Genomic DNA, 20,679 nt, shown 5'->3' on the forward strand with positions numbered 1-20,679 from the left:
GACTTCCCAGGGCTTCGGCCGAGCCACCCCACACCCCCAGATCACCAGTCCCGCAGTGATCCAATCACCCCGAAGATCATTTCGTTAGGAGTTCTAAGGGGTGCGGGCGGGCCGGACCTAGGGGGCGGGTGGGGGTCGGGTCCACCCGCGGGTGCAGGCGGGGGCGTCCGGAATTGGACCCGTGGACCGATACCGCGAAGCGGCCCGGAGTTCCACCATGGAGTCATGAGCGCAGCAACCGTTTCCCCCACCACTCCCCGCCCCCCGACCGGAGCCACGGCGGTGGACGGCGCCCCGCGCCACCTCCTGGGCAGCGCCCTGCGCGCGCTGAAGGTGTTCGCGCAGGCGGCGTTCGGCGTCGTCATCCTCGGTGAGTACGGCGAGGAGGCGGGCATACGCCGGGCGTGACGGCGGCACCCGTCACCCCCGGCCCTCCGCCTCCGAGAGGATCTCGTCCGCGTCCATGATCCGGTAGGCGTAGCCCTGTTCGGCCAGGAAGCGCTGGCGGTGCGCGGCGAAGTCCTGGTCGATGGTGTCGCGGGCCACGACCGAGTAGAAGTGGGCCTGGTGGCCGTCGGCCTTGGGCCGCAGCACCCGGCCGAGCCGCTGGGCCTCCTCCTGGCGGGAGCCGAAGGTGCCGGACACCTGGATGGCGACCGTGGCCTCGGGCAGGTCGATGGAGAAGTTCGCGACCTTGGACACCACCAGCACGTTGATCTCGCCCTCACGGAAGGCGTCGAAAAGCTTCTCGCGCTGGGCGTTGGAGGTCTCGCCCTTGATCACCGGGGCGTTCAAGTGCTCGCCCAGCTCGTCGAGTTGGTCGATGTACTGACCGATCACGAGGATCTGCTGGCCCGCGAACCGGCGGACGATCGCCTCCGTGACCTTCCGCTTGGTGTCCGTGGTGGCACAGAAGCGGTACTTCTCCTCCGTCTCGGCCGTCGCGTACGCCAGCCGCTCGGACTCCGTCAGGTTCACCCGGACCTCGACGCAGTCGGCGGGCGCGATATAGCCCTGCGCCTCGATCTCCTTCCAGGGCGCGTCGAACCGCTTGGGCCCGATCAGGGAGAACACATCCGACTCACGGCCGTCCTCGCGCACCAGCGTGGCGGTCAGCCCCAGCCGCCGCCGTGCCTGGAGATCGGCGGTGAACTTGAAGACGGGAGCCGGCAGCAGATGCACCTCGTCGTAGACGATCAGTCCCCAGTCACGCGAGTCGAACAGCTCCAGGTGCGGATAGACGCCCTTCCGCTTGGTCGTCAGCACCTGGTAGGTGGCGATGGTGACCGGGCGGATCTCCTTGCGGGTCCCGCTGTACTCGCCGATCTCGTCCTCGGTCAGCGAGGTCCGCTTCACCAACTCGTGCTTCCACTGCCGGGCGGAGACGGTGTTGGTCACCAGAATCAGCGTGGTCGACTTCGCCTCCGCCATGGAGGCCGCGCCCACCAGCGTCTTGCCCGCACCGCAGGGCAGTACGACGACACCGCTGCCGCCGTGCCAGAAGTTCTCCACGGCCTGCTTCTGGTACGGCCGCAGGGCCCAGCCGTCCTCACGCAGGTCGATGGGGTGCGCCTCGCCGTCCACGTACCCCGCGAGGTCCTCGGCCGGCCAGCCGAGCTTGAGCAGCGTCTGCTTGATCTGCCCGCGCTCGGAGGGGTGCACCACCACGGTGTCCGGGTCGATCCGCGCGCCGACCAGCGGGGCGATCCGCTTGGACTTCAGGACCTCCTCCAGGACCGGCCGGTCGGTGGTTGTCAGGACCAGTCCGTGCGCGGGGTGCTTGGAGAGGGTGAGGCGGCCGTAGCGGTCCATCGTCTCGGCGATGTCCACGAGCAGCGCGTGCGGGACCGGGTACCTGCTGTACTCCACCAGCGCGTCCACGACCTGCTCCGCGTCGTGCCCCGCGGCCCGTGCGTTCCACAGCCCGAGCGGCGTCACCCGGTAGGTGTGGATGTGCTCGGGTGCCCGCTCCAGCTCGGCGAACGGCGCGATGGCGCGTCGGCAGTCGTCGGCCCGCTCGTGGTCGACCTCCAGGAGCAGGGTCTTGTCGGACTGGACGATCAGTGGACCATTCACGCGCGGCACACCCTTTCCACCACGGCCTTCACGGGGACGACGGCCTTCACCGGGACCAAACCTCCAGTGTGCCCCATCCGGTGGCGATCACGGTGGGCCGCGGGCCACCGCGACCGTCCCCGCTCACTCCCCGGCCAGCTCGGCCACCCCGGTGATGCGGTGCAGTGGATAGGTCCGGACCTCGTCCGCCGTGTGGTCGTACGCCGTCACGAAGCCGCCCTCCACGCGGACCGGCGCGATGACGCGCTGGCTGGCGGCGCCCTCGGCGTTGACGTAGCCGATCCACAGGGAGTCGCCGGTGAGCACGGCCGCCTGCACGGTGGCCAGGGTCTCGGCGGCGGAGGTGCGGGGCAGCTCACCGGCCGCCGTATCGGTGCCGACGGGCTTGCGGGGCGCGGTGGCGGCCAGGTCACCGGCCCGGATGGCGCGGATCGCGGCGGACAGGAGCGTGGCGTCGGGCGGCGGCGGGCCGTCCGGCACCGGCTCGGGCGCGGTCCGGGGCGGGGTGCGGTGGGCGTGGGCGCGGGTGATCAGCACATCGCCCTCGGCGGACTCGGCGGCGGGCGCGAAGCCCATCGCGCGCAGGCCCTCCAGCAGGGCGGCCGGATCGGTCTGGGCGGCCAGCACGGTCGGGGCGAGGCGGCGCAGGCGCAGGGCGGTGGCGCGCTTGTCGGCGAGGATCTCGTTCAGCAGCGCGTCGTCGTCGCAGCGGACGTAGGCGGAGGCGGCGCCGATCCGCAGCTGCCCGTGTCTGCGGGCCACGTCGTCGATCAGGTAGGCGAGCGGCTGCGGGACCGGGGTGCGCGAGTGCCGGGCGAGGAAGTCGTGCAGATCGGCGGCGGTCCGCCCGGCGTCCAGGGCCCGGCGCACCGATCCCGGCGTGAACCGGTACACCGTCGCGCCGCCCTTCGACTCCACGTCCGCGAGCACCCCGAGCATCTCCGCGAGCGGCCGCTCCAGCGGCCCCGGCGCGACCGCCGTCAGATCGGCCTGGAGGAGGACGTGATCGAGGGGCTCGGGCAGGAGCGGGGCGAGCAGCCGGGCGGCGGTGGCGGTGGCGGCGGCTTGTTCGGCGGGGGAGAGAGGAGCGGGGGCCACCGGGATGGCCGGGGCAATGGTGGCGGTCGGGGCCGGGGCGGATGTGCGGTGGTGATGGACGGGGAGCTTGTCGCCGGGGCCATCAGGGCCATCAGGGTCACTGGGCTCACCCCTGCCGACCGGGTCACCCGCACCGGTCACGCCGACCGGGCCGGCCGGGGCTCCGGCGCCGGTCACCCCGGACACGCCGGTCGGACCAGCCGCGTCGGGCACGCCGGCCGGACCGGCCGCGCCGGTCGGGCGAACCGCCTTGGCCGCTCCGGCCAAGTCGCCCCCCTCGCCCGCACCACCCGCGCCGGCCGCCGGTGCCCCCAGCAGCGCCCGGCCATGGGTGGACAGCGCGCCGCGTCCCGTCACGCCCAGGAGTTCCGCCTCCGTGAGGGTCCAGCGGGCCAGGCGGGTGCGCAGGTCCTCGGCGGGGGCCGCGGGGGTGTCCCTGCCGGGGCGGGGCGTGGCCGCGGTGCCCCGCAGGGGGCGTTCCCAGTGCAGGCGGGACAGGACCGACTCCGGGACGGGGGCGGCGCCCGCCGGGAGGCCGGCCAGCAGGGTCAGCACCCGGTGCCGTACCTCGGGCGCGGCCGAGCGGTCCAGGCCGGGGCCGAGCGCGGAGAGGGTGCGGTCCTTCGCGTCCCGGCCGCCGACCAGACCCGGCGCGCGGGTCGCCGTCAGCCAGACGCCGGCGAGCAGCGCCCAGCGCTCGGCCGGGGGACGCTCCAGCCACTCGTCGTAGAAGGGGGTGGCGGCGTACCGCTCGTCGGCCTCGCCGTCCGAGGCCAACAGGCCCGCCGCATAAGCCAGTTCGACCCAGAACGCGGCGACCGGCTCGGGCACGTCCAGGGCGACGGCGGTCCGCTTGAGATCGCGCACGCTCAGCCCGCCGGCCCGCAGCACCGCCGGCCCGCCCTCGTCCCAGTCCTTCAGCAGCTCCTCGACGGTGGCGAGCGCGGTGTGCGCCTGACCGGCCGCCGTCGCGTCCACAACCTGTGGACGGTGGGTCGCGGCCGGCTCCACCGCGGGCGGCAGCGGCTCGGGCTCCCGGTGGGCGCGGCCCGCGCGCAGATGCAGGGCCACCTCGCGGGGGAGTACGACGGTGCCGGGTGCCGTCGGCAGCAGCAGGCCCCGGTCCAGCAGCCAGCGCAGATGGGCGGCCGGTTCCGGGGTGACCTGGCCGTACGGCGGCCCCCACACCAGCCGGGACAGCACCTCCAGGGAGCCCTCCGGCGCCTTGGCGAGCAGCCTGGCCATCTTCTTCCGGTGGGTGAACAGGGCGGTCAGCGCGTTCACCGCCGACACCGAGTCATGGGTCGAGGCCAGCCCCGCCGTGGTCACGATCTCCTGGATCCGCCCCGGAGACATGCCCGAGGCGGCCTCGTGCACGGTGGGTCCGAGCCCGGTCGGCGAGGGGTGCTGCGGGGACGGTGCGAGCAGCTCACGGGCGGTGCGCACCAGCCGCAGCCGCTCGTCGTCGCCCCACACCAGCGCCTGTTCGCGCAGGGTGGCGAGGGCGCGGGGGAGCGCGGCGGCCACCGTCTCGTCCCCGGCGTCCCCGGCCATCAGCCCGAGCAGGGCCGGGTACGACGCGGGGTCCGGGGCGACGGCCAGCGCCTCGGCGGTCTGCAACGCGAAGCGGTCCAGCCGTTCCAGGGCCCGCAGCACCGAGGACCGGGTGCCGGCGCGGGTGGCCAGCTGGGTCAGATCGGTGGGGACGGGCGTGATGAGGTCCGGGCGGCTGCGCAGCAGCGCGGCCAGGGAGGCGTCGTCCCTGGCGCGGAGCGCCTCCGCGAGGGACCGAGGGGCTGGGTTGGCCTCTTGGCTCATCCGGCCAACGGTAGCGGGTCACCCCCGGCCCTTCAGCCGTGGCGGGCGGGGCCCCGCTCTGCGCTACCGTCCTCACGGGGTTTCAGTCGGCGTCTCCCCGGAGGGATTCCGTGGGCATCGAAAGCGACAAGGTCGTCTACGAGTACCTGAGCCGCGTCGGGGACATCGCTCAGCAGCGGCAGCTGCCGTCCTCCGCACGCATGCGGCTGGTCTCGGAGCTGCGCAACGAGATCGACCGCGACCGGGCCAGGGCGACGGTGGACAGTCCCGCCGCGGTCCGCCGCATCCTGGACCGCCTGGGCACCCCCGACGAGGTGGTCGAGGCCGCGGGCGGCACCGGGCCCGCCGGGGGCGCGGGCAGCCCGACCGCCGCCGTACCGGCGCAGCCCGCGCCGCGGGAGCGGGAGCCGGAGCGCGCGGCGCCGGCCGGGGAGCGGCCGCGGGGTCTGCGCCGGGTCGTGCCCCGGCCGCGTCCCGCCGGGTCCCGGCCCGAGCCGTCCGTGCCCGCGGACGCGCCGCCCGCCGCCGCGCACGAGCTGTGGCAGGCCGAGCCGGTGCGCGACTGGTGGCGCACCTCCGACGGTGCCTTCGGCGGCGCCGGGCACAGCCCCTTCCTGGACACCGACCCGGTGCCGGGCTTCGTCGGCGGGGTGGAGATCCCGGACCTGCTGCGCCGCCCGCCGCACGAGCTGGAGAAGGAGCGGCTGGAGCGGGAGGAGCGGGAGAAGGCGGCAGGGGCTCCTCCTCCCGCCCCCGCCCGGCGCTTCGGGCTGTTCCCGCGCCGGGCCACGGCCGCCGCACCGGCCCCGGACAAGGCGCCCGACAAGGTGCCCGGCATCGTGTCCGACAGCGCGCCGGACGCCGGGACCGCCGCCCCCGCCCGCCGTCTCCTGCCCGGTCCCGCCGCCGGCTGGTCCAACCCGTTCCTGCTGCTGGCCGCCGCCGCGCTGGTCGCCGGGGCGGTGCTCGGCAACTGGTTCGCGCTGCTCGCCGGCTGGGCGATCGTCTACGCCTCCCGGCGGCTGAGCCCGTCCGAGACCAAGTGGGCCGTGCTCGTGCTGCCCGGCAGCGCGGTCGCGGCGGGCCTGGTGTGGCTGTGGGGACGGCAGAGCGGCCGCTGGGGCGACCCGATCGCCCAGGGGCAGATGAGCGACGCCGTCGCCCAGACCTGGCCCTGGGTGGTGCGGGGCGCGGCCGTCGCCTCGGCGCTGTACGTGGTGTGGCGCTCGCAGCGCAGAGGCTGACACCGGCGGCACACGAACCGACGGCCTACCGGGGCAAGGCCGGACGCCCGCGGCGCGGCACCGATGCACGTGAACAGCGGCCGACGCCCGCGGCGCGGGCACCCGATGCCCGCCGGGGAGCGGCCGACACCCGTGAACAGCGGCCGGCCCACGTGGGGCAGCGGTCGCCGGGCGTGAAACAGCGGCCTACGCCCGTGGGGTGGTGGCCGACGCCCGTGGGGCAGTGGCCGGCGTGCGTGGGGCAGTGGCCGACGTCCGCCGGGGAGCGGCTGGCGTGCGTGGGGCAGTGGCTGGCGTGCGTGGGGTAGCGGCCGACGTCCGCCGGGGAGCGGCCGACACCCGTGAACAGCGGCCGGCCCACGTGGGGCAGCGGTCGCCGGGCGTGAAACAGCGGCCTACGCCCGTGGGGTGGTAGCCGACGCCCGTGGGGCAGCGGTCGGCGTCCTCGGTGCAGTGGCCGGTGCCCGTGGTGGGGAGGTCGGATGGAGGGCGGTGGGCTGTCGTACCCACCTGGCACCATGTCCCCCATGGCCTCCCTCACCGTCGGCTTCGACCTCGACATGACCCTCATCGACTCCCGGCCCGGCATCCGCGCGTGCTACGTGGCGCTGGCGGAGCGTACGGGGACGTACATCGACGCCGACCTGGCGATCACCCGGCTCGGCCCGCCGCTGGCGGACGAACTGGTGAACTGGTTCCCGGCCGAGCGGGTGCCCGCGGTGGCCGACCTGTACCGGGAGATGTACCCGTCCATAGCCATCGCCGCGACCCCCGCCATGGCGGGCGCCCGCGAGGCCATGGCGGCGGTGCGCGCGGCCGGCGGCCGGACCATGGTGGTCACCGCCAAGTACGAGCCGAACGCCAAGCTGCACCTGTCCCACCTGGGCATCGAGCCGGACGTGGTCGTGGGCGACCTGTGGGCCGAGCAGAAGGCGCAGGCGCTGCGCGAGTACGGCGCGGGGGTGTACGTCGGCGACCACACCGGCGATGTGCGCGGGGCGCGTACGGCGGGCGCGCTGTCGGTCGCCGTGGCGACCGGGCCCTGCCCCGCGGACGAGCTGCGCGCCGCCGGGGCGGACGTCGTCCTGGACGACCTGTCCGCCTTCCCGGCGTGGCTGGCCGATTACCGCCCCTGACGGCTCCGGCTCCGGCGGCCCCTCCGCGCGGCCCCGCCCCGCCCGCTACCGGGAGGCCGCGGCGCTCCTCGCCTGCCGCCGGCCGGCCGCGATCGACCGCAGCACACCCGCGCCGGCGACGAGGAAGCCGACGCCCATGAGCATGCACAGTCCGTACATGTAGGTGGGAAACGGCTTGGTTCCGAGGAACAACGGGACCATCGTGACCAGGGTGGCCAGGGCCCCGACGAAGAACACGATGGCGCCGGCACGGATCAGTCCGTCGCCGGGCCCGGCGGAATTCGCTTGGGTTTTGTCACGCACCGGACCAGGGTAGTTCCTGCGCGAGAGAACGACCGGGGGACGTCTTGTCACCGGGTCCAAGACCATTAGCCTTGATGACGGCGGGTCACGGTCGACCCGCTCTAGTGCTATCAAGAGCCGTTTCCGAAGAAGTTTTCCCGACGAGTACGAGGACGAGGACAGACGTGCCTACCGGCAAGGTCAAGTGGTTCAACAGCGAGAAGGGCTTCGGCTTTCTCTCCCGCGACGACGGCGGTGACGTCTTCGTCCATTCCTCGGTTCTCCCCGCCGGAGTCGATGTGCTCAAGCCGGGACAGCGCGTGGAATTCGGCGTGGTCGCCGGCCAGCGCGGCGACCAGGCGCTTTCGGTGACCGTGCTCGACCCGACGCCCTCCGTGGCCGCCGCCCAGCGCAAGAAGCCCGACGAGCTGGCCTCGATCGTGCAGGACCTGACGACCGTCCTCGAGAACATCACCCCGATGCTGGAGAAGGGCCGCTACCCCGAGAAGGCCTCCGGCAAGAAGATCGCCGGACTGCTCCGCGCGGTCGCCGACCAGCTGGACGTCTGACCGGCGCCCCCTCTCCAGCAGACCCCTGCCGGGCAGGCTCCCGTCAGGGAAACGCGAGCGCGTCCGGGCCGAGGGGCGGCACCAGCCCCTCGGCCGCGGCGCGGGTGAGCAGCCCGCGGATCGCCGCGTAGCCGTCCTCGCCGAGGTCGGCGGTGAACTCGTTGACGTACAGCCCGATGTGCTGGTCGGCCACCGCCGGGTCCATCTCCTGGGCGTGCGCCATGACATACGGCCGGGAGACCTCGGGCGCGTCCCAGGCCGCCCGCACGGAGGCGCGCACCGCCTCGGCGAGCCCCTTCAGCGCCTCGGCGCCCAGCGACCGCTTGGCCACGATCGCGCCCAGCGGGATCGGCAGCCCGGTCGTGCGCTCCCAGTGCTCGCCCATGTCGGCGAGCTTGTGCAGCCCGTAGTTCCGGTAGGTGAAGCGGGCCTCGTGGATCACCAGTCCCGCGTCCACCTTGCCGTCCCGCACGGCCGGCATGATCTCGTGGAACGGCATGACCACGATCTCGCCGACCCCGCCGGGCACGGTGTCCGCCGCCCACAGCCGGAACAGCAGATACGCGGTCGACTTCTCGCTGGGCACGGCGACCGTACGGCCCGTCAGATCGACCCCCTCCTCCCGCGTGAGCACCAGCGGCCCGCAGCCCCGGCCGAGCGCGCCGCCGCAGGGCAGCAGCGCGTACTCGCCGAGGACGTACGGCAGCACGGCGTACGACACCTTCAGCACGTCGAACTCGCCGCGCTCGGCCATGCCGTTGGTGATGTCGATGTCGGCGAAGGTCACGTCCAGCGCGGGGGCGCCGGGGACGCGGCCGTGGGCGAGGGCGTCGAAGACGAAGGTGTCGTTGGGGCAGGGCGAGTACGCGATCTGCAACGGCTCACTGGTCATACGGGTTCCAACTCTCCAAGGCGGGCGCGAACTTCCCGAAGGCCGCGGTGAGGGCGGCGAGGGCGTCGCCGATGCGCCAGGCGGCGCGGTCGCGCGGGCCGACCGGGTTGGAGATCGCGCGGATCTCCAGCACCGGCACGCCCTGGGCGTCGGCGGCCTCGGCGACCCCGAAGCCCTCCATGCCCTCGGCGAGCGCGCGGGGGTGCCGGGCGCGCAGCGCGGCGGCGCGGGCGGCGGTGCCGGTCACGGTGGACACGGTCAGGACGGTGCCGGTGCGGGCGCCGGTGGCCTCGGCCACGGCCCGTACGAGTGATTCCGGCGGGCGGTGGGTGACGGTCCCGAAGCCCAGCTCGGTGACCGGGAGGAAGCCGTCGGCGGTCTCGGCGCCCAGATCGGCGACGGTGATCGCGTCGGCGACGACGAGCGAGCCGAGCGGCGCGTCGGGCGCGAAGCCGCCGCCGATCCCGGCCGAGACGACCAGGTCGTAGGGGGCGCCCGCGAGCGCGGCGGCGGTGAGCGCGGCGGCGGTGGCGGCGGCGGCCCGCGCGGGCCCGACCCCGGCGGCGAGCAGATCGGTCACGCCGGCACCGGCGGTCGCACCGGCCGGACCGGCACCGGCGGCCGTATGCCCCGCGTCGGCACGGGCGGTCGTACGAACCGGATCCGCACCGGCGGCCGTACGAGCCGGATCGTCACCGGCCGTCGTACGGATCACCACCGCGCCCGGCAGCCGTACCTCGTCCCCGGACTCGGGGAACGCACGTGCCACCGCGTCCCGTTCGGCCGGGACCGCGGTGGCCACGAGGATGCGTGCGGACGTCGTGATCAGGCCTTCTTCAGCTTGAAGGACCACACGCCCTTGGTCGGGCTGGAGCCCATCTGGATCACCAGCGTGTTGGTGTTGCCGCCCGTGCCGTACTGCTCGTTGAAGAACGCGTTGCCCGGCAGGGTGCGGTACGTCTCCTTGCTGAGGCTGGTGAACGGGCGGCCGTTGACCAGCACGGCCCAGCCGGCGTCCGCGATCTTCGGGTCGACGCCGATGCGGACCGTCGAGTCCTCGCCGACCGAGATGCCCTTCGCGTCGGCGGACTTCTTGGCGCAGTCGGTCAGGGCCTTGGCGTCGATGGCCTTGCCGTCGTTGTAGCAGACCGCCTCGGAGTGCACCGAGTCCCGGCCGACGGTGATCGTCGCGTTGGGCGTCGGCTTGTCGCAGGCCGACAGGACGAGCAGTCCGGCGGCAACGGCGCCGGCGGCGGCGACGGCGCGGCGGCGCCGCACAACGCGGTGTACTTCAGCGGCTTCGCCGCGGGGCAGCGTGGTCATGGCCGAAAGATTATCGGGCCCCCGGAGCCGTCCCCCCACGCGGGGTGCGGCGTGCCCGGTTCGTTACGCCAGTCGTGTCCGCGACAACCACGGCGTGCCCGGTTCGTCACGCGACCTGCCCCTTTACGACACCGCCCCTTCACTCCCGGCGTCCGGTCACGCCACCCGCGCGCGGGGCCGGCCGCCGTACCGGGCGGAGGCGATCAGACCGCGCAGGGTGCTCAGCCAGCCCACGGCCACGAACGCGGCGCCGGCCAGCAGCCCGAGCGTGCCGTCGAGCGGCATCACGATGCCGACCGCGCCGCCGAACACCCACGCCATCTGGAGCAGCGTCTCGGAGCGGGCGAAGGCCGAACTGCGCACCAGCTCCGGCACGTCCCGCTGGATCAGCGCGTCCAGCGCCAGCTTGGCCAGCGCCTGCGCGCACCCCGCGACCGCCGCGAGACAGGTCACCAGGACGGTCCCGAAGAACACCGCGGCCACGAGTGCCATGCCCAGCGCCGCCGCGACCACGGTCACGATGATGATCTCCGGCGCCCGTGATCTCAGCCACGCCCCCACCGCCGTGCCCAGCGCGTTGCCCGTGCCGGCCGCGGCGCCCACCAGGCCCAGCGAGACCACCGCGCTCTGGCCGCCGAGCGGGTGCTCGCGCAGCAGGAAGGCGAGGAAGAAGATCAGGAAGCCGGACAGGCAGCGCAGGGCCGCGTTGGCGCCGAGGGCGTGGGTCACGGCGGGCCCGACCGTGCGCAGTCCGGGCCGCTTCACCCTGGTCCGCGGCAGCCGCTTCTCGTCGGCGGCGAGCAGCGCCACCACCTCGCCGCGGGCCGAGTCCACCTTGGGCGGCAGCGAGAAGGACAGCGCCGTACCCCCCACGAAGATCACGAAGGCGCCGTACAGCGGCCAGGGATCGCCGAGCCGGTGCAGCCCCGCCGCGATCGGCGCGGCCACCCCGGTGGCCAGCAGCCCGGCCAGGGTGACCCTGGAGTTGGCCTTCACCAGCGAGAACAGGGGCGGCAGCAGCCGCGGTACGACGGCGCTGCGCACCACGCCGTACGCCTTGGACGCCACCAGCACGCCCAGCGCCGCCGGGTACAGCTCCAGGCTGCCGGTCGCCACCGCGCCGGAGATCAGCAGGGCGAGCAGCGCCCGCGCCAGCATGGCCGCCGCCATCGCGGCCCGCCGCCCGTGCGGCAGCCGGTCGAGCAGCGGGCCGATCACGGGGGCGAGGACGGTGAACGGCGCCATCGTGATCGCCAGGTACAGCGCGACCCGCCCGCGCGCCTCGTCGGTCGGCACGGAGAAGAACACGGTGGAGGCCAGCGCCACGGTGATCATGACGTCCCCGGCGCCGTTCACCGCGTGCAGCTCGATCAGCTTGCCGAGGCCCGACTCACCCGCGCCGTGCGCGTGGGTCGCCCGGCGGATGCCGCGCGCGGCGCCGGTGACCGGGGAGTGCAGGGCACGCCCGACGGACCGGGCGGCACCGCCCACCCGGCGCGCACCGCCACCCCGAACCCCACGCCTGTCCGCGGTTGCCACGAGGTTCATAGTGCCCCGAGATGCCGCGGGATAGTGCGGATACGGCACGTATGGCGGCGAACCGTGCCTCCGAGGTGGGGGAGAATGCCGCCGAGCGGCAATGAATCCTGTTCGGTGTAGCGTGCGTATCTCAGCCATAACGCAGAATGGATGGCAGAGGTGCGCCCGAGCGCGCGGATGATGCAGACGTCGATGCGGTCCTGAGGTCCGCTCCGTCGGCCAACCCGCCTAAGGCAGCCGCCTTGACGAGACGGCGTAGGAGAGAAGCGATACCTGTGAGCGCAGCGACAACGCGAAGCCGCACCCCCGACCGCCTGTGCGCCGAGGCGGTCGACCTCGCCCGCGCCGCCGCGGAGGAGGCGGCCGCGCCCGGTGTGGTCGGCGAGCACTCCGGGCTCGTCTCCGAGGGCGACCGTGTTGTCACGCACTTCTTCGAGTGCAAGGAACTGGGCTACCGGGGCTGGCGCTGGGCCGTCACCGTGGCCCGCGCCTCCCGCGCCAAGGTCGTCACGCTGGACGAGGTGGTCCTGCTCCCTGGCCCGGACGCCCTCCTCGCCCCCGAGTGGGTGCCGTGGAGCGAGCGGCTGCGCCCCGGCGACCTCGGCCCCGGCGATCTGCTCCCCACCGACCAGGACGACCCGCGTCTGGAACCGGGCTACACCGGCGATGACCAGCCGCCGGTCGACTCCGCGGTGTCCGAGGAGATGGCGGAGCTGGCGGAGGCCGAGGACGCGGACGTCGCACCGGGCGCGCCGGCCGTCCAGCCGACGGTGCCCTCGCGGGGCACCATCGCCGCGGTGGCCGAGGAACTGGGCATGCGCAGAGCGCGTGTTCTGTCCCGTTACGGCCTGCACCGCGCGGCCGACCGCTGGGAGGAGGCGTTCGGGCCGAAGACGCCGATGGCGCAGGCGGCTCCGGCCACGTGTCTGAGCTGTGGGTTCCTCGTGCCCATCGGCGGCTCGCTGGGCCAGGCGTTCGGTGTGTGCGCCAACGAGTTCGCCCCGGCGGACGGCCGGGTGGTCTCCCTCGCGTACGGCTGCGGCGGCCACTCCGAGGCGGCGGTGATGCCCAAGCCCCCGCAGCCGGCCGCGCCGGTCATCGACGAGACCCGCCTCGCGCCCTTCCCGCTGCACCCCGCCCGCGACTCGGGCTCGGTCCCGGAGACGACGGACGAGGAGACGGCGGAACTGGGCCACTCGTGACCCTGGTCGGCCCCGCCCGCGAGGCGGACCTGACCGGTTTCCTCTCCCTGGCGGCCGAGGTGGAGCACTGGTTCGGCCCGATGACGGACGACCCCGGTTTCACCGAGGCGGTGCGGCGGGGCATCGGCCGCGGCACGGCGCTGGTCGCTCGGGCCGCGGCCGGGGAGCTGCTGGGCGCCCTCCTCTTCGGCGGCAAGCCCCCGGTGCACAAGGTGCACTGGCTGGTCGTCACGGAACGGGCCCGGTGCGGGGGCGTGGGCCGCGCGCTGCTGGCCGACGCGATCGACCGCTTCGTCCGTCCCCCCGCCACGGTCGAGGTGGTCACCTTCGGCCCGGACCACCCCGGCGCGGTCCCGAGCGGCGCCCGCGCCTTCTACGACTCCCTCGCCTTCACCCCGGCCGAACCGGCCCCCGACGGCCCGGAGGGCGGCTCCCGCCAGGTCTACCGCAAGGCGCTGCGCTGACAGCGGCCGAGGGTTTTACCGGGCCGGTGTGGATTTCCTGCGGACTGGTGAGGGTCTTCTGCGGGCCGGCCTGACGGAGCCAGGGGCACTCTGCGGGTGCGTGGGTGCGTGGGTGCGTGGGTGCGCGGTGTCCGGTGCTCGGTGCGTGGTGTCCGGTGCTCGGCGTCCGCCCCACCGGCCTCCCGCCTCACTCATCCCGCCCTCCACCGCCCCGCGCCCCAGCCGTGTCCGGGACCCGAGCACCAAACCCGTACCCCAGTCGCGGCATCCGTGCGGCTCTCGGCCACCGGGGCTGACCCCTCGTCCGCCTCTCGGCCGACCGAGTCGGGTGGGTGGGTGGGCGAGGAGTCGGGCCGGCGCCCCCGCGCTGTACCTTCTTCCTCACGTCGACGAGGAGTGTGAACGTGAGCAGCAAGTACGTGCGGCCCGCGGCCGAGGGTGCCGATCCCTTCGGGACGGCCCGGCTGCGTCGCGGTGTCATCGACGCCTGGGCCACCAGCCCCGCCCGCTTCCGCGAGGACGCCAACGCCGAGGAAGACCTCGTACTGGGCGGCTACCGGGACCGCCTGGTGATCGAGCTGGCGCAGAACGCCGCCGACGCCGCCGCCCGCGCCCACGTGCCGGGCCGCCTCCGTCTCACGCTCCGCGACGGCGTCCTGATCGCGGCCAACACCGGCGCCCCCCTGGACGCCACCGGCGTCGAGTCGCTGTCCACGCTGCGCGCCTCCGCCAAGCGCGACGCCGACTCCCCGCACGCCGCCGTCGGCCGCTTCGGCGTCGGTTTCGCCGCCGTCCTCTCGGTCACCGACGAACCCGCCCTCGTCGGCCGGCACGGTGGCGTCCGCTGGTCCCTCACCGAGGCGCGCGAACTGGCCGCCGACGCCGCCCGGCACAGCCCCGGACTCGGTGACGAGGTCCGCCGCCGCGCCGGCCACGTCCCGCTGCTCCGGCTGCCCTTCGCCGCCGAGGGCACCGCCCCCGACCCGTACGACACCGCCGTCATCCTGCCGCTGCGCGACGCGGCCGCCGCCGACCTCGCCGAGCGGCTGCTGGACGCCGTGGACGACGCGCTCCTGCTCACCCTGCCGGGTCTGGCGGAGGTCGTCATCGAGGTCGGCGACGACGCGCCCCGCACCCTGCGCCGGCACACCGAGGGCGCCGTCACCGTCGTAGCGGACTCACGGGAGGGCACGACCCGCTGGCGTACCGCCGCCGCGCACGGACCGCTCGACGCGCACCTGCTCGCCGACCGCCCGGTGGAGGAGCGGCTGCGGCCCCACTGGTCGGTGACCTGGGCCGTGCCCACCGACGACCAGGGCCGCCCGGTGCGCCCCCGCACGTCCCCCGTCGTGCACGCCCCCACCCCCAGCGACGAACCCCTCGGCGTCCCCGCCCTGCTCATCGCCTCCTTCCCGCTGGACACCACCCGCCGGCACACCGCGCCCGGCCCGCTCACCGACTTCCTGGTGCAGCGCGCGGCCGACGTGTACACCGAACTGCTCGCCGGTTGGCGCCCGGTGACGGAGGCCGCCGTCGACCTCGTGCCCGGCCCGCTGGGCAAGGGCGAGCTGGACGGCGCGCTGCGCCAGGCCCTCCTGGAACGGCTGCCGCGCACCGCCTTCCTGCCGCCCGCGCTGCCCGGCGGGGACGGCGAGGACGAACTGCCCCAGGCCCTGCGGCCGCGGGACGCGGAGCTGGTGGAGGGCGCCGGCGCCGAGACCGTGCGGGTGCTCGCCGAGGTGCTGCCCACCCTGCTGCCCGCGGGGCTGGAGCGCCGCCCCGAGCTGCGCGCCCTCGGCGTCGCCCGGCTCCCGCTCGCCGACGCCGTCGACCGGCTCGCGGGCCTGGAGAAGGAACCCGGCTGGTGGTGGCGGCTCTACGACAGCCTCGCGGGCGTGGACGTGGAGCGGCTGTCGGGGCTGCCCGTGCCGCTCGCCGGCTCCGGGGGAGGACGGACCACCGTCGGCCCCCGCCATGTGCTGCTGCCCACCCCCGACGGCGCCCGCATCGACGCGGACGTGCTCGCCCGGCTCGGTCTGAAGGTCGCCCACGAGGACGCCGCCCACCCGCTGCTGGAGAAGCTGGGCGCGCTGCCCGCCACCCCGCGCGCGGTGCTCACCACCCCCCAGGTGCGGGCCGCCGTCGCCGCCTCCCTGGACGACGAGGGCGCCCTCGGCTGGGAGGAGGACGCCCCCGACGCGGAGGAACTCGCCGACACCGTCCTCGGATTGGTGCGGGACGCGGGCCTGGAGCCCGGTGACGAGCCCTGGCTCGGCGCCCTCGCGCTGCCCGACGAGGACGGCGAACTCGCCCCCGCGGGCGAGCTGGTCCTCCCCGGCAGCCCCTTCGCCCACGTGATCCGCGAGGGCGAACTCGCCGCTGTGGAGCAGGAGTTGGCGGACAAGTGGGGCGAACAGCCGCTCACCGCCTGCGGGGTGCTCGCCACCTTCGCACTGGTGCGCGCCACCGACGTCGTCCTCGACCCGGACGAACTGGAGCCCCGCGAGGGCGACTTCGCCGAACCCGACGACGCCGGGCTGCTGGACGCCGTGGACGTGTGGTGCGAGGACATCCTCGACCGCTTCCCGGACAGCCCCGTCCCGCCGGTCGCCACCGAACTCGTCGCCGTCCGCGACCTCGACCTGGTGGACGACGACCACTGGCCCGATGCCCTCGCCCTGCTCGCCCGCCCGCCGCTGCGCGACGCCCTCACCCAGCCGGTGCGCGTCCTGCTGCCCGACGGCACCCACGAACTGGTACGGCCGTACACCGCCTGGTGGCTGCGCGGGCACCCGGTGCTGGACGGCCGGCGCCCCGCGGGCCTGCTCGCCGCCGGCGGCGACCCGCTGCTGCGCGGCCTGTACGACGAGGCCGACGCCACCGGCTTCGAGGACGAACAGGTGCTGCGCGCCCTCGGTGTACGCACCTCGGTCGCCGCCCTGCTGGACGAGCCCGGCGGCGCCGCCGAACTCCTGGACCGGCTCGCCGACCCGGACCGCCCGGTCACCGGCGCCCAACTGCACGGGCTGTACGGCGCGTTGGCGGAGATCGATCCGGAACAGGTCACCCTGCCGGATGAGTTGCGGGCCGTGCTCGACGGGCGGGTGACGGTGGTGGACGCCGCCGACGCCGTGGTCGTCGACTCCCCGGACCTGCTGCCCTTCACCTCCGGCGTGCCCCTGCTGCCCGTACGCCCCGCCCGTGCTGCCGAGTTGGCCGAGCTGCTCCAGGTGCGGCGGCTCAGCGAGTCCGTCACCGGCGAGGTGCACTCCGAGGGCACCGAGCACGACGTACCGGAACCGGTGCGCGTCCTCCTCGGCCCGCGCACGCCCGCGACGTACGTCGAGCACGACGAACTGATCGTGGACGGCGTGGAGATCGACTGGCGGCTCACCGACGACGGGGTGCTGCACGCGGCCACCCTGGAGGGCGTCGCCGCCGGACTCGCCTGGGCGACACGGCAGTGGCCGCGCCGCTTCGAGGTCGCCGCCCTGCTGGAGGACCCGTCCCGGACGGAGGAACTGGCGCGGGACCGCTGGTTCGACTGACCTCCAGAGGTTCCTTACGAAATCCACAACTTCCGTACAACCGTTCCCCTGCGTGCGTTGTCTGATCTTGCGGAGTCGTCCGACTCCCCATCTACTTCGTACGCAGGGGAACCGCACATGCGTCTTCGTGCCACCGTGGCCGCCGTCTCCGGCGCCCTGGCCCTCTCCGCCCTCGCCCTGCCCGCGGCGCACGCCGCCGGGCAGGAGCGGGTGCCCGCGGAGAACTCCGCGAGCAAGGTCGCCCACGCCGCCCAGCACCCCCGGGGCCGCTCGACCTTCGCCGTCGCCGCCTCGGGCACGCCCTACAAGCTGAACGCCACCTTCTCCGCCGTGAAGGTGAACAACGGAAAGAACATCGCGGCCGGCACCACCAACGTCGTCAAGGTGCCCGTCTCCTTCACGCTGACCCACGGCACCGAGGTCAACATCCACGCCAAGGACTTCGTCGCGGCCGTCGAGCTGTACCGCGGCACCTCCTTCGACGACTCGATCTTCTACTTCGACAGCGCGGTCTCCACCTGCACGGACACCTCCAAGACGGTGGCCTCCTGCAAGACCACCGTGGCCATCGACCCCAGCGAGCTGCTCAGCGAGGACGCCGGCGCCTGGAAGGCCGCCGCCTACGCCGTCGCCTTCAACGGCCAGAACCCCACCAAGCCGGCCGACATGACCAAGGTGGGCGTGGCCGTCAAGGACCCGACCAACTCCTTCAACCTCCAGCGCTGGGCGACGCTGAACACCGACGCCGCCCCGGAGCCGGTGAAGAAGGGCAAGACCGTCACCGTCACCGGCAAGCTGGCCCGCGCGGACTGGGAGGACGGCAAGTACCACGGCTACGCCAACCAGCCGGTCAAGCTCCAGTTCCGCAAGAGCGGCTCCAGCACCTACACCACGCTGAAGACCGTCAAGACCAGCTCCACGGGCACCCTGAAGACCACGACCACCGCAACGGTCGACGGCTACTTCCGCTACGCCTTCGCGGGCACCACGACCACCCCGGCCACCACCGCCACGGGTGACTACGTCGACGTGAAGTAAGCAGTCGGGTGAGTGAGCCCCGCTAGCCGGGGAAGCGGCGGTCGACCCATTTCCACAGGAACTCCAGGGCGGCCGCCGCCACCATCGCCACCCCCACCGCCGTCCACGGCATGGCGAGCCCCACCAGCCGGACCGCGAAGAAGTCCGAGAGCGCGGGCACCACCAGCACCAGCAGGAACGCCACCGCCATCGAGGCCACCAGCGCCACCCGCCACCACGTGTAGGGCCGGGCGATGATCGCCAGCACCCACATGGAGACCAGGAACAGCGTCAGCGTGGCCGCACTGGTCTCCGCCGCCAGCCGGCCGGACCCCGTGTAGGAGTGCCGGGCGATCAGATACATCACGAAGGTCGCCACGCCGGCCACCACGCCGCCCGGAATCGAGTACCGCATCACCTGCCGCACGAAGTGCGGTCTGGCCCGCTCGTTGTTGGGCGCCAGCGCCAGGAAGAAGGCCGGGACGCCGATGGTGAGCGTGGACAGCAGGGTCAGATGGCGCGGCAGGAACGGGTACTCCACCCGCCAGCACACCACCAGCACCGCGAGCAGCACCGAGTAGACCGTCTTCACCAGGAACAGCGTCGCCACCCGCGTGATGTTGCCGATCACCCGGCGGCCCTCGCCGACCACCGACGGCAGGCTCGCGAAGCTGTTGTCCAGCAGCACGATCTGCGCCACCGCACGGGTCGCCTCCGAGCCCGAGCCCATGGCCACGCCGATGTCGGCGTCCTTCAGGGCGAGCACGTCGTTCACACCGTCGCCGGTCATCGCCACCGTGTGCCCGCGCGACTGGAGCGCGCCCACCATGTCCCGCTTCTGCTGCGGGGTGACCCGGCCGAAGACGGTGCCCCCCTCCAGCTCCCGCGCCATCTCCGCCCTGTCCTCGGGCAGCCGCCGCGCGTCCGTCGCCGTCCCGTCCAGGCCCAGCTTGGCCGCGACCGCGCCGACCGAGACCGCGTTGTCACCGGAGATGACCTTGGCCGCCACCCGCTGCTCCGCGAAGTAGCGCAGGGTGTCGGCCGCGTCCGGGCGCAGCCTCTGTTCGAGGACGACCAGGGCGGTGGGGCGGGCGCCCTCGGCCGGCGCCGGGTCGTCCAGGTCCCGGCGCGCCCGCGCCAGCAGCAGCACCCGCAGCCCCTGCTCGTTGAGCCGCTCGGTCTCCGCGAGCGCCGGATCGCCGGCGCCGAGCAGCACGTCCGGGGCGCCCAGCAGCCAGGTGCTGGTCTCCCCGTCGCCCTCGCTGAACGCGGCCCCGCTGTACTTGCGCGCCGAGGAGAAGGGCAGCGACTCCACGCAGCGCCACTCCTCGCTGTCCGGGTAGGCGTCGATGATCGCCTGGAGCGAGGCGTTGGGCCGGGGATCGGACTCGCCGAGAGCGCCGAGCACCTTGCGCACGTACGACTCCTCCGCGCCGTTCAGGGGGCGCAGCTCGGTGACGTCCATGCCGCCCTCGGTGAGCGTGCCGGTCTTGTCCAGGCAGACGGTGTCCACGCGGGCCAGCCCCTCTATGGCGGGCAGCTCCTGCACCAGGCACTGCTTGCGGCCGAGCCGGATCACGCCGATCGCGAAGGCCACGGAGGTGAGCAGCACCAGGCCCTCCGGGACCATCGGCACGATGCCGCCGACGGTGCGGGCGACCGCGCCCTTGAGGTCGTCGTTCTTCACCACGAGCTGCGTGACGACCAGGCCGATCGCGGCCGGGACCATCATCCAGGTGACGTATTTGAGGATCGTGGAGATGCCGGTGCGCAGCTCGGAGTGGACGAGCGTGAAGCGCGACGCCTCCTCGGCGAGCCGCACGGCATAGGCCTCCCGGCCCACCTTGGTCGCGGCGAACGCGCCGCCGCCCGCGACCACGAAGCTGCCGGACATCACCGGATCGCCCGGCCGTTTGACCACCGGATCGGCCTCACCGGTGAGCAGCGACTCGTCGATCTCCAGCCCGTCGGCCTCCGCGCACACCCCGTCCACGACGACCTTGTCGCCGGGCCCGATCTCGATCAGGTCGTCCAGCACGATCTCGTCGGTGCCGATCTCCACCGCCTCGCCGTCCCGGCGCACCGTCGGCCGGGCCTCCCCGATCACCGCGAGCGAGTCCAGGGTCTGCTTGGCCCGCCACTCCTGGACGATGCCGATGCCGGTGTTGGCGAGGATCACGAACCCGAACAGGCCGTCCTGGATCGGCGCGACGCACAGGGTGATCACCCACAGCACGCCGATGATCGCGTTGAACCGGGTGAACACGTTCGCCCGGACGATCTCCCCGAGCGAGCGGCTGCTGCGCACGGGTATGTCGTTGACCTGGCCACGCGCCCGGCGCTCCGCGACCTCCGCGCCGGTCAGCCCCGTCGCCCGGACCGCGGGCAGGGCCACCGGGTGCACCGGATCGAGTTCGGCGCCGGCGTCTATATGGCTCATGTATCCGACGGTACGTGGCCTTTGCCCGCCC

16 protein-coding genes are annotated in these 20,679 nt (G+C 74.1%); 8 read left to right on the plus strand and 8 right to left on the minus strand.

Translation table 11 applies throughout. The features are described from left to right. The first annotated feature begins 225 nt into the window (after window positions 1–225). Window positions 226–408 (plus strand): hypothetical protein, encoded by a 183-nt coding sequence (locus AC069R_RS20250; protein ID WP_478768207.1) that lies wholly within the window; start codon window positions 226–228, stop codon window positions 406–408. Between the two features lie 12 nt (window positions 409–420). Here the strand turns inward: AC069R_RS20250 and AC069R_RS20255 are convergent, their stop codons facing one another. Next, window positions 421–2,076 carry a DNA repair helicase XPB gene (locus AC069R_RS20255; protein ID WP_478768208.1) on the minus strand — a complete coding sequence of 552 codons (1,656 nt, stop codon included), beginning with the start codon at window positions 2,074–2,076 and terminating at the stop codon, window positions 421–423. 123 nt (window positions 2,077–2,199) lie between these two features. Then, window positions 2,200–4,992 (minus strand): helicase-associated domain-containing protein, encoded by a 2,793-nt coding sequence (locus AC069R_RS20260; protein ID WP_478768209.1) that lies wholly within the window; start codon window positions 4,990–4,992, stop codon window positions 2,200–2,202. 110 nt (window positions 4,993–5,102) lie between these two features. On the opposite strand from AC069R_RS20260, the gene AC069R_RS20265 reads away from it, so the two are divergent. Beyond that, window positions 5,103–6,236 (plus strand): hypothetical protein, encoded by a 1,134-nt coding sequence (locus AC069R_RS20265; protein WP_478768210.1) that lies wholly within the window; start codon window positions 5,103–5,105, stop codon window positions 6,234–6,236. A gap of 518 nt (window positions 6,237–6,754) precedes the next feature. After that, complete coding sequence (locus tag AC069R_RS20270) at window positions 6,755–7,372, plus strand: HAD family hydrolase (protein ID WP_478768211.1); 618 nt, start codon at window positions 6,755–6,757, stop codon at window positions 7,370–7,372. 45 nt (window positions 7,373–7,417) lie between these two features. Here the strand turns inward: AC069R_RS20270 and AC069R_RS20275 are convergent, their stop codons facing one another. Further along, entirely contained in the window at window positions 7,418–7,675 is a 258-nt protein-coding gene (locus tag AC069R_RS20275) for a hypothetical protein (protein ID WP_037653331.1), read from the minus strand. A gap of 164 nt (window positions 7,676–7,839) precedes the next feature. Between AC069R_RS20275 and AC069R_RS20280 the strand changes: the two genes are divergently transcribed. After that, entirely contained in the window at window positions 7,840–8,223 is a 384-nt protein-coding gene (locus AC069R_RS20280) for a cold-shock protein (RefSeq protein WP_397985359.1), read from the plus strand. A 43-nt stretch (window positions 8,224–8,266) separates the two neighbouring features. On the opposite strand, the gene AC069R_RS20285 is transcribed toward AC069R_RS20280, so the two are convergent. From AC069R_RS20285 to AC069R_RS20300, 4 genes are all read right to left on the minus strand, one after another. Continuing rightward, window positions 8,267–9,115, minus strand: a complete 849-nt coding sequence (locus tag AC069R_RS20285) for a 1,4-dihydroxy-6-naphthoate synthase (RefSeq protein WP_478768212.1) — start codon at window positions 9,113–9,115, stop codon at window positions 8,267–8,269. Then, window positions 9,105–9,968, minus strand: a complete 864-nt coding sequence (locus AC069R_RS20290) for a futalosine hydrolase (RefSeq protein ID WP_478768213.1) — start codon at window positions 9,966–9,968, stop codon at window positions 9,105–9,107. The genes AC069R_RS20285 and AC069R_RS20290 overlap by 11 nt, the downstream gene beginning before the upstream one ends. After that, on the minus strand, window positions 9,941–10,438 hold the full coding sequence (locus AC069R_RS20295; protein WP_397985361.1) for a DUF2771 domain-containing protein: 498 nt from the start codon (window positions 10,436–10,438) through the stop codon (window positions 9,941–9,943). The genes AC069R_RS20290 and AC069R_RS20295 overlap by 28 nt, the downstream gene beginning before the upstream one ends. Before the next feature lie 156 nt (window positions 10,439–10,594). Beyond that, window positions 10,595–11,986, minus strand: coding sequence for an MFS transporter (locus tag AC069R_RS20300; protein ID WP_478768214.1), 1,392 nt, complete (start codon window positions 11,984–11,986; stop codon window positions 10,595–10,597). A 266-nt stretch (window positions 11,987–12,252) separates the two neighbouring features. Here AC069R_RS20300 and AC069R_RS20305 point away from each other — a divergent pair, with 266 nt between their 5' ends. The 4 genes from AC069R_RS20305 (at window position 12,253) to AC069R_RS20320 (ending at window position 18,229) form a co-directional block, all read left to right on the plus strand. Further along, a complete protein-coding gene (locus AC069R_RS20305; RefSeq protein WP_478768215.1) occupies window positions 12,253–13,179 on the plus strand; it encodes a DUF3027 domain-containing protein in 927 nt (308 codons plus the stop codon). After that, window positions 13,176–13,643: a GNAT family N-acetyltransferase gene (locus AC069R_RS20310; protein WP_478768216.1), complete on the plus strand. Its 468-nt coding sequence runs from the start codon at window positions 13,176–13,178 to the stop codon at window positions 13,641–13,643. Before AC069R_RS20305 ends, AC069R_RS20310 begins: the two co-directional genes overlap by 4 nt. Before the next feature lie 404 nt (window positions 13,644–14,047). Then, window positions 14,048–17,191, plus strand: coding sequence for a sacsin N-terminal ATP-binding-like domain-containing protein (locus tag AC069R_RS20315; protein WP_478768217.1), 3,144 nt, complete (start codon window positions 14,048–14,050; stop codon window positions 17,189–17,191). A gap of 117 nt (window positions 17,192–17,308) precedes the next feature. Then, a complete protein-coding gene (locus AC069R_RS20320; RefSeq protein WP_478768218.1) occupies window positions 17,309–18,229 on the plus strand; it encodes a hypothetical protein in 921 nt (306 codons plus the stop codon). Between the two features lie 22 nt (window positions 18,230–18,251). On the opposite strand, the gene AC069R_RS20325 is transcribed toward AC069R_RS20320, so the two are convergent. After that, a complete protein-coding gene (locus AC069R_RS20325; protein ID WP_478768219.1) occupies window positions 18,252–20,648 on the minus strand; it encodes an HAD-IC family P-type ATPase in 2,397 nt (798 codons plus the stop codon). Window positions 20,649–20,679 lie beyond the last annotated feature (31 nt).

The organism is Streptomyces sp. NPDC043952 (genome assembly GCF_056435325.1).

Bases quoted from the DNA above. Each gene is read 5' to 3' on its own strand.
- AC069R_RS20250 (WP_478768207.1), top strand. From the start codon at position 226: ATGAGCGCAGCAACCGTTTCCCCCACCACTCCCCGCCCCCCGACCGGA.
- AC069R_RS20260 (WP_478768209.1), bottom strand. From the start codon at position 4,992: ATGAGCCAAGAGGCCAACCCAGCCCCTCGGTCCCTCGCGGAGGCGCTC.
- AC069R_RS20270 (WP_478768211.1), top strand. From the start codon at position 6,755: ATGTCCCCCATGGCCTCCCTCACCGTCGGCTTCGACCTCGACATGACC.
- AC069R_RS20285 (WP_478768212.1), bottom strand. From the start codon at position 9,115: ATGACCAGTGAGCCGTTGCAGATCGCGTACTCGCCCTGCCCCAACGAC.
- AC069R_RS20295 (WP_397985361.1), bottom strand. From the start codon at position 10,438: ATGACCACGCTGCCCCGCGGCGAAGCCGCTGAAGTACACCGCGTTGTG.
- AC069R_RS20300 (WP_478768214.1), bottom strand. From the start codon at position 11,986: ATGAACCTCGTGGCAACCGCGGACAGGCGTGGGGTTCGGGGTGGCGGT.
- AC069R_RS20320 (WP_478768218.1), top strand. From the start codon at position 17,309: ATGCGTCTTCGTGCCACCGTGGCCGCCGTCTCCGGCGCCCTGGCCCTC.
- AC069R_RS20325 (WP_478768219.1), bottom strand. From the start codon at position 20,648: ATGAGCCATATAGACGCCGGCGCCGAACTCGATCCGGTGCACCCGGTG.